Source organism: Luteolibacter flavescens (genome assembly GCF_025950085.1).
GTDB lineage: Bacteria > Verrucomicrobiota > Verrucomicrobiia > Verrucomicrobiales > Akkermansiaceae > Haloferula > Haloferula flavescens.
In genome coordinates this window covers 26,642-38,723 of record NZ_JAPDDS010000005.1, presented here as the reverse complement: position 1 = coordinate 38,723, position 12,082 = coordinate 26,642, and the positions used below count along the sequence as shown (strand labels likewise).

Here is a 12,082-nt window from a genome sequence, read left to right as displayed (position 1 = left end):
GTCATCGCCGGGTCCAGACTGCCCTGGCGAGGTCCAGCGAGTAGGAACCGGAGAGTGACGACTTCGTGATTTCCCCGCTCTCATCGGCTGCCAGGACATTCCCTTGGAAAACCCGGATGCATCCGTCCCCCAGCTTCGCCTGATGGGAATGGATCCAGCCGGGCGACTCCCCGCTCGTGGCCACCCGCTCCATCGCCCCGCTGCCAATATGGAAGCGGAAGACCTGCGTCTCGCCCGAGAATGCCTCGCGGGTCCGCCGATACCCGAGATTCCCGATCACATAGATCCACTCCCCGACAAGCGTCGCGGAATGGAAGTCGGTGGGCGGGAAGACCTCCTCCGGGTAGCCGAGGATCTCGAAGCCACCTTTCCCGTCGTGGATGATCACGTCATTGTAGATGCAGAAGTCCGGGTCGTAGTGGTCCTCGTGCTCTCCAGCGATCTCGATGAAGCGACCGTCCGGCAGCGGGGTGATCGACGTGCCAAGGCGATCATGACACCAAACCGGATCTCCCCGGTCGGTGGAGTCCTCGCCAAAATGCTTCGCCGCCCGATACCCGGTCCAGCCGTTGCGGACCATGGCATTCCAGAAGGGCACGTTCATCCGCTCGGGATTTGCGGTGCCAAATCGACGCGAGCTACCTTGGTCATACTCCGCCCGGCTGACCTGCAATTCATCGCGGGTTCCCAGACCGATCCATTCGCGCAGGGCCTCCCTTTCCAGATGCGCGGGATTCTCGCCGAGATCGAGGAGGCGCTGGATGATCCTCGGGTGGGTCGCATCGGAGATAAGACGCGTGCCCTCATGCTTGCCCGTCTCCCAGTCCGCACCGGCCTCAAGGAGGATCTCGAAACAATCTGCCGCTGAATGATCGACCGCGTCCATCACCGGAGTGTGGCCAAAACCATCCTTCACCGCCGGTGAGAATCCCTGGTCCAGCAGCCAACGCAGCATCGCCGCGTCGTCATGGTTCATGGGGTATTGGAGCGCCGTCCTACGGCAGCGGCCTCTGGCATCCCTGTTTGCTCCTTTTGAAAGCAGCATCTCCGCCTTCCCGATGTCACCAGCGTGCACCGCCAGCAGGAATGCGGATCGCTCCCAGTAATCCTCCACTTCCATATCCGCACCTCCGTCCACAAGCTCGCAAACCTCTTCGATCGTTCCCAAGGCGACCGCCCTGTGAAGCGGTGCCCACTCCAATGGATCCGGATCGGCCCCGAGATCCAGCAACCTTCTTACCTCCTTGAATTCTGCGGTTCGCGAAAACAATCGCAGTGCCGATTCCCCATGGCTCGTAAGACCATCGACAGGCCAACCCGCGCCTACCAGCAATTCGACAACGTCCATTCTCCCGGCGAAGATGGCCATCATCACGGGTGTGTAGCCATGTGCCGAGGCAAACGCCGGATTGGCTCCGAGCTCGGTAAGACGCTGTATTTTCTCCAAGCTTGCGTCAGCCACAGCGACAGACAGCACATCGGGATGCTCCTGATCTGCTACGCTCACGTATCCGGCGGTGATCTTCCTAGCCTCCTCGAGGAGAGCCCTCGTCTCCTCATCCAAATCAAGGTTAGCGATATCCGGCATTTGGAAATCTGGAACCGCAGCCACTGCTTTCATCACGAGCGCATTCACGTCCGCTCCGCGATCCACCAGAAGATCCAACACTTCGACCCCTGCCGAATCGCTCAAACATGCTGCCATCAGCGGCGTGTGGCCCTCGGAATCACGATGATCTACCTGCATCCCTTGATTGAGTATCCGCTGTATCTCATCAAGGTCTCCCACCCGAGCGGCCACGTGCAAATCGTCCATACAGATAACTTCTTCTCCGAAAGCAATATCCTCCGGAAGCGAAAAGAAAAACCCCGCCGCGGCCGTGGCCGGGCGGGGTGCTTTCACGGTGGGCGCGGGGGCCGACCGGCGTGATGGGGCTCCGTATCAGGCGGCAGCGGCGTAGTGCGGCTGGGCCTTCGTGCGGGACGCGGTCTCGACGCGGCGCAGGGCAGAGAGCGTGGTAGCAACGTGGGCGCTGAGGTCGGACAGCATGTTGCCAGTGCGCTCGCTGCGGGCGGCGGGGCGATTCCGGCCTTCCAGCGTGCGCTGGAATTCCTTCTCCCCGCGCTCGCACTCGGCGCGCAGGCGCTTGCGGAACTGCGGATGCACCTGGCAGACGAAACGGATCCACGCGCGGTGGACCGATGCCTCGCGGCTGCCTTCCAGGGACGGCTCCATGCCGCACTCGGCGATCACGGCGGCGAGTTCCTCCACCATCGCCTCGCGGGTCTCGGCAGACCGCTCGCAGAGACGGATGAACGCGGAGTCCGTCGAAAAATCGGCCGCCAGGCGGAAGCCGTCGATGGAGTCATTCAGGCGGGTCAGGATGTCCTGCAGGGAAGCGGCCTCGGGGTTGGGGCGAGTGGTGGTTTTCATCGTGCCCATCCTTTCGCAGGGCATATGCCGGGATGGCACGGCGCACTCTCCACTCTGAAAATCAGCGACTTTCCCCTGACCCCGCCGTCCCCTTGGGGAACCCGTTAGAGGCAGCGTGCAACCTGTTTGTTGCGCTCTGCCTCCCGCGGGCGGTCCGCATGCCTTACTCGGCCTTTTCCTCGGCCTCCTTCGACTTGGCGATCAGCTCGGTCAGCTTCTCGATGTAGGCCTTCGTGCCGCCCTTCAGTTCGCCGAGGTCTTCGGAGAGCTTCTTGCCCTCGGCATCCAGCAGCCAGACGGTCGGGTATCCACCGGCGAGGTACTGCTTCTTCAGCTCGGCATTCTGCTTCTTGATCTCCGCCGGCTGCTTCTCCACGAGGTCCTTCTTCCGCGGGAAATCGGCTTCCATCATGATGACATTCGCCTTGGCGAATTCCTGGAACTCCTTCGAGGAGAAGACTTCCTTCTCGATCTTGATGCACCAGGCGCACCAGTCGGAGCCGGTGAGATTGATCAGGATCGGCTTGTTCTCGGCCTTGGCCTTCGCCTTGGCCTCTTCCCAATTGGTCATCCAGCCCTCGCTGCCAAAGGCGAACGAGGCGGTGGCAGCGAGCACGGCGAGCGAGCGGAGCAGCGTTTTCATCGGGGACTAAGACGTCATCTCACGCGCCGGTATTCCACGAAAAAACCCCGTCCCGGCAACCACGCCGGGCGGGGCCGAGCTGCCATGAACAGCTCACTCCTATGAAACCAGTCGCTCAATCGAGCTTCTTCTTCTCGAGCGCCTCGTCGAGGTGCTTCAGGAAGGCCTCGGTCTTCGGATACTTAATGGCGAAGAAGCGGTCGAACTCCTTGCCCTCGGCATCGAAGAGGATGACCGTGGGGAAGCCCTCGATCTTGTACTTCTCGAAGTGGGGTTGGTTCTTCTTCTTCAGCTCCTTGTCGCCATTCGGGAAATCGAGCTCCACGAGGATGAAATTCTTGCTGGCGGCATCCACGAACTCCTTCTTGGAGAAGACGTTCTTGCGCATCGCAATGCACGGCGGGCACCAGTCCGAGCCGGTGAACTCGACCAGCACGGGCTTCTTTTCCTTCTTCGCCTGGGCGAAGGCCTTTTCGAGATCGGTGGACCAGCCCTCGAGCTCCTTTGAGAATGCGGAACTGACCATTGCGGCGGCACCAACGGTGAAGGCGGCGAGGTAGGTGATGGCTTTCATTGCTTGCCTATAGGCGTAACATCGCTGGCGATTATTTCAAAATTCTTGGCCCCGATCGGGTAGAACGCTACCCACGGCCATGCCTTCCGACCCGCCGATCCTGGTCATCGCCACCCGCAACGCGCACAAGACGCAGGAAATCCGCGAGATCCTCGGCGACCGCTACCAGGTCATGGACGTCAATGACTTCCCGGATCTGCCCGCTGTCGAGGAGACCGGCACCACCTTCCTGGAGAATGCCACGCTGAAGGCCATCGCGATCAGCCGCCACGTCCCCGGGCTGGTCCTCTCGGATGACTCCGGCCTGGAGGTGGACGCCCTCGGCGGAGCCCCCGGCGTGTGGTCCAGCAGTTATGGCGGAGAAGAGGGAAATCACCCGAAGAACAACGCCCGGCTGATGGACGAGATGGCTGGCAAGGACGATCGCTCCGCCCGCTTCCGCTGCACCATGGTCCTCGCGGAAGGCGGCCAGGTGCTCGGCGACTTCAGCGGCACCGTGGAGGGACGCATCTTCGGCGAGGCGTATGGCGCGGGCGGCTTCGGCTACGATCCGCTCTTCGCTCCGGAGGGCCATGACCGGACCTTCGCGGAACTCGGCGCGGAGGTGAAAAACTCCCTCAGCCACCGCGGCCGCGCCTTGGCCAACGTGGTCGCGTGGCTGGAATCACGCGCTTGATTTTCCTGCCGCGCCCGACCGACCGATCTGCTAGATCCGCGGCGTGGATGCAGGTGTCAGCAGTGAATCGAGCGTCGGATGCGGGCCGCGGATCTTCGGCATCTTCTGGACGGCCTTCAGCTCGATCTTCCTTTTCCTCGGCATCTGGCTGACGTGGAGCGCCATCGAGTCGCGGGGCTGGGACACCGTGCCGTGCATAATCGAGCGCTTCGAGATCGTCGCCGACCAGTCGCAGAAGCAGTCCTTCCGGCCCGACCTGTCGTATCGCTACGAGGTGGATGGGCACTCCTACACCGGCACCCGCCTGTGGAAGGACAAGGAAGGCAGCGATGACTACGAGGATCTGGCAGAGATCCGCGAAGGCTACGCCATGGGCCCGGAAGGGCCGCTGGCCACCATCGCGAATGTCACTGCCGAGTGCCGGGTGAAGCCGGGCGAACCGCAGACCGCCGTGCTGATCCCGTCCGGCGGAGCGATGATCTGGGGCGGGCTTGCCTTCGCGGGCTTCGGCGGATTCTTCGTGCTGATCGGTCTGGTCATGATCTTCACCGGCGGGGGCAGGAGGTCGATCTCCGGCGGGAGAAGCGGCGGCACGGACAGCCCCCTGCTGGGAATTGTCTTCTTCCTTTTCTTCGGCTGCGCCGGGCTCGCCGTCCTTGTCGGCCTGGTCATCCCGAAGGCTCTGGAATGGGCCGACATGCGCGGCTGGCAGGAAACCGAAGCCGAGGTGATCTGGAGCCGCGTGACGAGCAAGAGCGACAGCGATGGCACCACCTACGCCGTGGACATCTTCTACCGCTACGAGGTGGCCGGACGGGAGTACCGCTCGAACCGCTACAACATCCTCGGCGGCTCCTCCTCGGGATCGAAGGGCAAGCGCGAGATTACCCGGGCGCATCCGGAGGGCTCGAAGCTGACCGTGCTGGTAGATCCGCAGAAGCCGTGGCGTGCGGTGGTGGATCGCAGTCTCGGATGGTGGGGACTTTTCGCGCTCTTCCCCCTGCCCTTCCTCGCGGTCGGCTTCGGCGGCGTGTGGGCGATTTTTAGGAAACGTGGCACGCAGCCCGGCGTCGCCCGCCGTCGCGCGCGCAGCGGCGGTCACGTCGCGGTGGCCCGGGCCGCCCGGCTCGACGCGAAGTCGCTGCCTGCCGACCGGTGGGTGCGCGCGGGAGGATCGCGGGTGGGCACATTCATCGGCTTTCTCGTATTCACGCTCTTCTGGAATGGCTTCATGACCATCTTCCTGCGCGAGTTCTCGGGCTTTTCGGACGGTGGCTTTGGCAAGGTGATCGGCGGTTTCGCCGTGCTGTTCATGATCCCGTTCTTCCTCGTCGGCATCGGGATGATCGGGGCCACCTGCTATACCTTCCTTTCGATCTTCGCGCCTCGCTTCGAGGTCCAGCTCGTGGGAGGCGGCCTGAAGCCCGGGCGCTCCGCCCGCCTCCAGTGGCGGCGTGCCGGGGGCCGGGGTGAGCCGAAGGAGTTCACGCTCCTGCTGATCGGGCGCGAGGAGGCGACGTATTCGCAGGGCTCCAGCACGACCACGGCGAAGTCCGTCTTCCACGAGGAGGTGCTCTTCGAGACGAGGATCCCGCAGGCCATGTCCGCCGGCGGAGTCTCGCTGAGGATACCGGAGGACTCCGTGCCGACCTTCCATGGGAAAAACAACCGCATCGTCTGGAGCGTCTCGCTGCACGCGAATATCCCCCGGATGCCCGACGTCCGCGACGAGCGCGAAATCTTCGTCCATCCCCACGACCCCTCGGAACTGCCATGAACTCCGCCACCATCACGATCGACCGCCGCGACCTGCGCCCGTACGAGTCGGTCTCGGGACAGGTGCGCTGGGAGCTGGAGAAGGACCCGCGCGAGCTGGAGCTGCGGCTGTGCTGGTTCACCCGCGGCCGCGGCACCGAGGAATCCCGCACCATCCAGGTCCTCTCGCTGGGCGATACCCGGCGCGGCGAGCGCGCCTTTTCCTTCCCCCTGCCCGCCGAGCCGTGGAGCACGAATGGCACGCTGATCCGCATCACCTGGGCACTGGAGGTGGTCGCCAGGAAAGTCGGCGCGCTCGGAGTCGAGGAATTCACCGTCTCGCCGCAACGGCGGGAAATCGTGCTGCGCGAGGTGCCGGACGCCCGCTCCATCGGCAGGGCCGGGAGATGGGCGAAGCGCCTCGGCTTCCGGAAGGTGAGAACTCATGAGGGCCGGTGAGAATCCCTTCGCCCCCGGCAGGCTAGAGCGCTTGCTGGGCTACGATCCCGCACTGGCCGGGACGACCTGGGAGGCGCTGGAGTCACGGTGGCACGATCTCGGCCGCCGCGCCGCCGTCACCGGACACCGCGGCGCGGGCAAGAGCGCCCTGCTCCGCGCCTGGGCACAGCGCTGCGACTCCCCCGTGGTGCTGCATTTCAATGAGCAGCGGCGTCGGCTGGACGAAGCGGACCGGCAGCAGATCGCCACGGGGGCAGGGCGGGTCTGGATTATCGATGGCGCGGACTACCTCGCCCTGAGGGATCGGCCCGCGCTTCATCGCGCGGCGAAGGCCGCTGCGGGCATCCTCGTCAGCCGCTACCGGGCCCGGGGATGGCCGGAACTCCTGCGGCTGAAATCCACGCCGCAGCTTGCGGGAGCACTGTTAGAGAGGATTTCGGCTTCCCACGCCGGGCAATTCCGGTTTGACCTCGATGCCCGATTCCGGCGCTGTGACGGAAATCTCCGGGAATTCTGGCTCGCCTGCTACGACGATCTGGCGGGTAGAAAGGTTTTGTAAAAATTTCATAAATCCATAAAGTCCGCATCATGAAACGACTTTTGACCCTGCTCGCCCTGCCGGTCCTGGCTCTCGGGTTCAGCTCATGCGCCAGCCAGGTGAAGGCGAAGCAGTCGGTCTCCTACCAATTCCGGGACGGCCAGACGGCCAAAGTCGTCAATGGCATCGCCTACGCTCCCAAGCGCGCGCCGCTGGCCGTGAAGAAGGCGATCGCCGCCGGTAACCGCCTGCAAAACAAGCCCTACAAGTGGGGCGGCGGCCATGCCCGCCACAATGACAGCGGCTACGACTGCTCCGGCACTGTCTCCTACGTCCTGCGCGAGGCGGGCCTGCTGAAGGGCTCCATGCCCAGCAGCGGCTACTACAACTATGGCAAGAAGGGCGAGGGCGACTGGATCACCGTCTATGTCCGCAGCGGCCACGTCTTCATGACCGTGGCAGGTCTCCGCCTCGACACCGGCTGGGGATCGGACCGCTCCGGCCCGCGCTGGCACACGCGCACCCGCCCCGGCAAGGGCCACGTGATGCGCCACCCCGCGGGGCTCTGAAGCGACCACAGGTCCCTCCTGCCCCGTGATTTATGGGCTTGCAGTGAAAGCAGCGACCGTGTAGCGGGATCAAAGTCCGGCGCAGAATTCCGGACACGCTTCTACCGGCCGTGGCGCCATTGGCTGTGGAAGTGGTTTGGATCAATTGGCGTTGCGACTACAGACAATGGACATCTACGTGGGCAATCTGCCCTTCAGCGCCACCGAGGAAGAAGTGGCAGGACTCTTCGCCGCCTTTGGTCCGGTGGAGAAAGTTAAAATCGTCATGGACCGCGAAACAGGTCGTCCACGTGGCTTCTGCTTCGTGACCCTGTCGGACTCCTCCAAGGTCAAGGAAGCGGCAGACGCCGTGAACGGCCAGGAGCTGGGCGGGCGCCCGCTTCGCGTGAACCCGGCCGAACCCCGCGAAAGCAAGCCAGGTGGCTTCGGCGGCGGCGGCGGTGGTGGTGGACGCGGCGGCTTCGGCGGTGATCGCCGTGGCGGCGGTGGTGGTGGCGGCGGCGGCTACGGCGGTGATCGTCGTGGCGGCGGCGGTGGTGGCAAGGGCGGCTACGGCGGCGGCGGTGGTGATCGCCGCGGCGGCGGTGGCAAGGGCGGCTACGGTGGTGGCGGCAAGGGCGGCTACGGCGGTGGTGGCGGCGGCTACGGCGGCGGCGACGACTGGTGATCCATCCAGCCTGACCTGATATCTTTTCCCAAGGCCCTGCCCTCCTCACGGAAGGCGGGGCTTTTTCTTTTTCCCACGCCGGGCGGACAAGTGGCGGGGCTCCCCTTGGGCTTGCGGCATGGGCGTGAATGACGGATGCTCCGCCTACTCCCATGGCCCCCGCTTCCGTCAATGTCGCCCGCCTGATCTACCTGCTGGTCTGCGAGAGCGCCGGAGTGGCCATCGCCCTGAGCACGAAGGGCACGCCCGTGGAGGTGTCGATGACCTCCGGCCTCATCGCCGGGCTGGTGGTCGGCGGCTTCTTCATCTGGGTGGAGTCGCTGATGAAGGGCTTCAGCCTGCGTGGCTTTTCCACCGCCACCTTCGGCCTGCTGGTCGGGATGTTCTGCGCCTGGCTCATCACCCGGGTGGATATCTCCGCGCTGGTGTCCCTCGCGCTGCGCTACCGGCTCCTCGCGCAGGATGGCGTCGATGACGTGGCGGCGGAGTCGCTCATCAGCACGGCCACCTTCGCCATCCAGACGATCCTCTACGCCAGCCTCGGCTTCCTCGGCGCGGTGCTGGCGCTGCGCAGCAGCCGGGACGACTTCGCCTTCATCCTGCCCTACGTCCGCTTCCGCCAGGATAGCAGCACCGGCCAGCCCGTGGTGCTGGATGCCGAGGCCGTGATGGATGGCCGCGTCCCCGGTGTGGTGCGGGCCGGCTTCCTCCACGGCCGTCTGGTGGTTCCGCGCTTCGTGCTGGATGAGATCCAGGTCCTGGCGAACTCCCCCACGCCGGCCAAGCGCCAGCGTGCCGAGCGGGGCCTCGCCTGCCTGGAGCAGATGCGCGCCTCACGCGACATGCAGGTGAATATCGAGGACGCCTCCGCCGTCTCCGGCGACGAGACCATCCACGGCCGGCTGCTCCAGATGGCCCAGCTCCTCGGTGCACGCCTCCTCAGCACGGACGAAAATCTCTGCAAGGTGGCCAAGCTCCGCGGCCTCGAGGTCCTGAACCTCGACGACCTGCTCGATGCCCTGCGGCCCTCCGTCGCAGTGGGCGAAAAAGTCCGCCTCGCCCTGGTCCGCGGCGGCAAGGACGACCACCAGGGCGTGGGCTACCTGCCGGATGGCACGATGATCGTGGTCAACCACGCCTCGCCAAAGATCGGCACCACCCAGGACGTGGTGGTCATCAGCACCCTCCAGACCAGCGGCGGTCAGATCCTCTTCGCCGAGCTGGCAGGCGCTTGATCACGTGTGCCCTTTGCGGCGCGCGCACTTGCTCTTCACGACGCAGGGCCATCCAGCGCATTTTACTTTGAACTGTAGCCGCCCCGCAGGCATCGGAGAAAAGCAGATCGAACCGCGAAAAACGCGAAATCCCGCGAAATTTTTGACTCTGGATTTCTCTTCCTGCCTTTAGATTTCGCGTCTTTTAGCGTTCTTTCGCGGTGAAATGGAGGCTTCGACCCATTGAGAGAGCGGACCCCAGCCATCCCCCAGAAGCGGCTACGACTTTGAGTGAAGCGCTTTAGAGCGCTCCTCGTCCCCGGACCGGCTCCTCTCCACGGACCACCCGGGCACAAAAAAGGAGGGGACCGGCTGGCCCCCTCCTTGAAGTGATGTTTCTTTAAACGGTCAGCCGGGATCAGCGGAGGTCGTCCAGCGCATCCAGACCGCCGCTGCGGCCCTTGCCAGCCGAGGTGGCGGGCAGGAAGCGGTAGTAAACTTCCAGCATCAGCGTGTTCAGGCACTGGAGGTAGATGTCCCGGGAGGTGCCAGCCGCCTCGGTGCCACGGACGTGGACCAGTGCGTCATTGCGGGCGACCTGGCCGTTCTCAGTCTTGAAGGAGCCGTCGCCATTCTGGGCAGGCAGGATGTCCTCGAGGATGGCCTTGTTCATGGCTTCCCACTCCTTGCCACCGGCATTCCGCATGGCCTGCACCGCGTAGTACCACGCGTAGAGGTCACCGTTCGGGCCATTGTAGCGCATCGTGTAGAGCGGCGAGAACTCGGCGTCCTTCACACGAGCACCCGGCTTGTTGCGGAGCTCCAGGCCTTCCATGATCAGGCTGAGTCCACCGCGCACGGCACGGCTGGAGGACTTGTCCCACTGCTGGAGGCAGAGCACGCCCACCGCGGTCAGGCCGGGGTTGGCATTCCGACCGGTGTAGGCGAAGCGGCCATTGTCGAGGTAAGCCTCGCTCTCGAGCCACTTCACCGCGTTGCGGGTCGCCTTGTCCAGGTCCTTGATCTTCACGCCGGAGGCCTTCGCCGCCTTGAGCGCCTGCATCTGCCAGCCGGCGACCGAGAGGTCATTCCGGTCCGACTCGGCCTTGTAGTGGTAGTCCCAGCTACCGGCTGCGGTTTGGCCGTTCACGATCAGCGTCGCACCGTTCAACACGGCTTCTTCCAGGTTTGGCACCGGGAATTGAAGGCCGCGGGAGAAGGTCAGTGCTTCCGAGAGGGCGTAGGTGGCGATCGCATGCTCATACACCCAGGAGTTTCCGCTGAAGTTCGAGGCCATCTTGCCCTCGTTCTGCATGGAAATGTTCACGAGGTAGGTGATGCCGCGGCTCACATTGTCGCCGTATTCCTTCGACTGCGTGTTTTCGCAGTGACCGAGGTAGCAGAGCAGCGAGAGACCCGTCATGGCCACCTTGTGGGCATTGCCCCAGGAGCCGTCGGAGTTCTGCTTGCCCTTCAGCCAAGCGAGCGACTTCTTCACCCCTTCCTCCACGGCTGGGGTGCCGCCCGCGTCGCGGAGCATCGCGAGACGCTCGCTGTCGGTGCAGCGGCCCTTCATGATGGTCGGGATCAGCGCGCCGATGCCGAGGCCACCGGAGCCCATGCCCTTGCCCGGGCCCCTGCCGGAGCCGATGCCGGTGCCATCGCCCGTGCCACGGCCACCGCCGGTGCCGCCGCCTTCGCCGGCCTCCGCCATGCCCATGTCCATCGGCAGGCCGGTGTCCATGAGTTCGCTGGAAGTATCCGGCAGGGTGAATGCCGCATTCGTGGACGTGGACGCGATCCGGCGGGTCGCCGCCGGGCTCGTCATCATCCGCTTCTGCTGCTGGAGCTTGTGGCTGACTTCGCCACCCTTGCCACCGCCGCCGCCGCCGCCGGGGAGGAAATCGACTTTCTCCGGCGTGGGCTCGACCCACTGCACGAAGTAGAAGATCGCCAAGGCGAGGAAGACGAGGTGGACGATGACCGAGATCGAGAAGGCACCGAGGCCCATCTTGCGGATGAGCTTCTTCATATTGCTCTCCTCCTGCACCTCGGGAACCTGTTGGTATTCGTCGTACATGACCGCTCGATTCTTAGGGGGTTACTGGGGCGGCACCTCGAAGGTCACGTTCTCGATGCGTGCCACGGCAAGCGCATTGAGAACGTCGATAACCCGCTGGTACGGGGCGAATTCATCCGCCATGATGGTTACAACGACCTTGTTGCCGGAAACATTAGATGCTTCCGCGAGACGGAGCATGTTTGCAGCCAGTTCCCGGAGTGCCGAGTCTTCCGGAGCGCCGACCGGGTCTTCGTTGAGCAGCACTTCGCCGCTCTCCGTCACCTGGATCTGGGTTTCCTCGACCGTGATCGGCTCGTCGGTCTGCATCGTGCCCGGCAGCTTCAGGTTGAGTTCGTTCTCAACTACCTGCTGACCCGCCATGACCATGAAGAAGAGCATGATCACGAAGACCACGTCGATCATCGGCGCGATCTGGAAACCGATGTGAATCGAGTCCGGTTCCTTACGCTTTTTCTTTTTGTGAGCCATCG

13 protein-coding genes are annotated in these 12,082 nt (G+C 64.2%); 7 read left to right on the top strand and 6 right to left on the bottom strand.

Annotated elements, in window-relative coordinates; all coding sequences use genetic code 11:
* Nucleotide 1: 1 nt before the first annotated feature.
* The 4 genes from OKA04_RS24730 to OKA04_RS10150 all read right to left on the bottom strand — a co-directional run bounded on the left by OKA04_RS24730 (nucleotide 2) and on the right by OKA04_RS10150 (nucleotide 3,651).
* Complete coding sequence (locus OKA04_RS24730) at nucleotides 2-1,747, bottom strand: ankyrin repeat domain-containing protein (protein WP_425503669.1); 1,746 nt, start codon at nucleotides 1,745-1,747, stop codon at nucleotides 2-4.
* A gap of 195 nt (nucleotides 1,748-1,942) precedes the next feature.
* Complete coding sequence (locus OKA04_RS10160) at nucleotides 1,943-2,434, bottom strand: PA2169 family four-helix-bundle protein (protein ID WP_264501047.1); 492 nt, start codon at nucleotides 2,432-2,434, stop codon at nucleotides 1,943-1,945.
* Between the two features lie 163 nt (nucleotides 2,435-2,597).
* A complete protein-coding gene (locus OKA04_RS10155; protein WP_264501046.1) occupies nucleotides 2,598-3,077 on the bottom strand; it encodes a thioredoxin family protein in 480 nt (159 codons plus the stop codon).
* A gap of 115 nt (nucleotides 3,078-3,192) precedes the next feature.
* Entirely contained in the window at nucleotides 3,193-3,651 is a 459-nt protein-coding gene (locus OKA04_RS10150) for a thioredoxin family protein (RefSeq protein ID WP_264501045.1), read from the bottom strand.
* A gap of 79 nt (nucleotides 3,652-3,730) precedes the next feature.
* On the opposite strand from OKA04_RS10150, the gene rdgB reads away from it, so the two are divergent.
* The 7 genes from rdgB to OKA04_RS10115 all read left to right on the top strand — a co-directional run bounded on the left by rdgB (nucleotide 3,731) and on the right by OKA04_RS10115 (nucleotide 9,550).
* Complete coding sequence (gene rdgB, locus OKA04_RS10145) at nucleotides 3,731-4,327, top strand: RdgB/HAM1 family non-canonical purine NTP pyrophosphatase (RefSeq protein ID WP_264501044.1); 597 nt, start codon at nucleotides 3,731-3,733, stop codon at nucleotides 4,325-4,327.
* A 43-nt stretch (nucleotides 4,328-4,370) separates the two neighbouring features.
* A complete protein-coding gene (locus OKA04_RS10140) occupies nucleotides 4,371-6,104 on the top strand; it encodes a DUF3592 domain-containing protein (protein ID WP_264501043.1) in 1,734 nt (577 codons plus the stop codon).
* Nucleotides 6,101-6,541, top strand: a complete 441-nt coding sequence (locus tag OKA04_RS10135; RefSeq protein ID WP_264501042.1) for a hypothetical protein — start codon at nucleotides 6,101-6,103, stop codon at nucleotides 6,539-6,541. Before OKA04_RS10140 ends, OKA04_RS10135 begins: the two co-directional genes overlap by 4 nt.
* Nucleotides 6,528-7,100 (top strand): hypothetical protein, encoded by a 573-nt coding sequence (locus tag OKA04_RS10130; RefSeq protein ID WP_264501041.1) that lies wholly within the window; start codon nucleotides 6,528-6,530, stop codon nucleotides 7,098-7,100. Before OKA04_RS10135 ends, OKA04_RS10130 begins: the two co-directional genes overlap by 14 nt.
* Nucleotides 7,101-7,129: 29 nt before the next feature.
* On the top strand, nucleotides 7,130-7,648 hold the full coding sequence (locus OKA04_RS10125; RefSeq protein WP_264501040.1) for an NlpC/P60 family protein: 519 nt from the start codon (nucleotides 7,130-7,132) through the stop codon (nucleotides 7,646-7,648).
* Between the two features lie 166 nt (nucleotides 7,649-7,814).
* The gene (locus tag OKA04_RS10120; RefSeq protein WP_264501039.1) at nucleotides 7,815-8,315 is read left to right on the top strand and encodes an RNA recognition motif domain-containing protein; all 501 of its coding nucleotides are present in this window, start codon (nucleotides 7,815-7,817) and stop codon (nucleotides 8,313-8,315) included.
* A 152-nt stretch (nucleotides 8,316-8,467) separates the two neighbouring features.
* Nucleotides 8,468-9,550 (top strand): hypothetical protein, encoded by a 1,083-nt coding sequence (locus tag OKA04_RS10115; protein WP_264501038.1) that lies wholly within the window; start codon nucleotides 8,468-8,470, stop codon nucleotides 9,548-9,550.
* A gap of 397 nt (nucleotides 9,551-9,947) precedes the next feature.
* Here the strand turns inward: OKA04_RS10115 and OKA04_RS10110 are convergent, their stop codons facing one another.
* On the bottom strand, nucleotides 9,948-11,609 hold the full coding sequence (locus tag OKA04_RS10110; protein WP_264501037.1) for a prenyltransferase/squalene oxidase repeat-containing protein: 1,662 nt from the start codon (nucleotides 11,607-11,609) through the stop codon (nucleotides 9,948-9,950).
* Nucleotides 11,610-11,630: 21 nt separating this feature from the next.
* Complete coding sequence (locus OKA04_RS10105; RefSeq protein WP_264501036.1) at nucleotides 11,631-12,080, bottom strand: ExbD/TolR family protein; 450 nt, start codon at nucleotides 12,078-12,080, stop codon at nucleotides 11,631-11,633.
* Nucleotides 12,081-12,082: the final 2 nt, after the last annotated feature.

What these genes read in the sequence shown, in the direction of transcription:
- OKA04_RS10120 (WP_264501039.1), top strand. Translation starts at nt 7,815, where the DNA reads ATGGACATCTACGTGGGCAATCTGCCCTTCAGCGCCACCGAGGAAGAA.
- rdgB (WP_264501044.1), top strand. Translation starts at nt 3,731, where the DNA reads ATGCCTTCCGACCCGCCGATCCTGGTCATCGCCACCCGCAACGCGCAC.
- OKA04_RS10160 (WP_264501047.1), bottom strand. Translation starts at nt 2,434, where the DNA reads ATGAAAACCACCACTCGCCCCAACCCCGAGGCCGCTTCCCTGCAGGAC.
- OKA04_RS10105 (WP_264501036.1), bottom strand. Translation starts at nt 12,080, where the DNA reads ATGGCTCACAAAAAGAAAAAGCGTAAGGAACCGGACTCGATTCACATC.
- OKA04_RS10125 (WP_264501040.1), top strand. Translation starts at nt 7,130, where the DNA reads ATGAAACGACTTTTGACCCTGCTCGCCCTGCCGGTCCTGGCTCTCGGG.
- OKA04_RS10135 (WP_264501042.1), top strand. Translation starts at nt 6,101, where the DNA reads ATGAACTCCGCCACCATCACGATCGACCGCCGCGACCTGCGCCCGTAC.
- OKA04_RS10110 (WP_264501037.1), bottom strand. Translation starts at nt 11,609, where the DNA reads ATGTACGACGAATACCAACAGGTTCCCGAGGTGCAGGAGGAGAGCAAT.
- OKA04_RS10130 (WP_264501041.1), top strand. Translation starts at nt 6,528, where the DNA reads ATGAGGGCCGGTGAGAATCCCTTCGCCCCCGGCAGGCTAGAGCGCTTG.
- OKA04_RS10115 (WP_264501038.1), top strand. Translation starts at nt 8,468, where the DNA reads ATGGCCCCCGCTTCCGTCAATGTCGCCCGCCTGATCTACCTGCTGGTC.
- OKA04_RS10155 (WP_264501046.1), bottom strand. Translation starts at nt 3,077, where the DNA reads ATGAAAACGCTGCTCCGCTCGCTCGCCGTGCTCGCTGCCACCGCCTCG.
- OKA04_RS10150 (WP_264501045.1), bottom strand. Translation starts at nt 3,651, where the DNA reads ATGAAAGCCATCACCTACCTCGCCGCCTTCACCGTTGGTGCCGCCGCA.
- OKA04_RS24730 (WP_425503669.1), bottom strand. Translation starts at nt 1,747, where the DNA reads ATGCAGGTAGATCATCGTGATTCCGAGGGCCACACGCCGCTGATGGCA.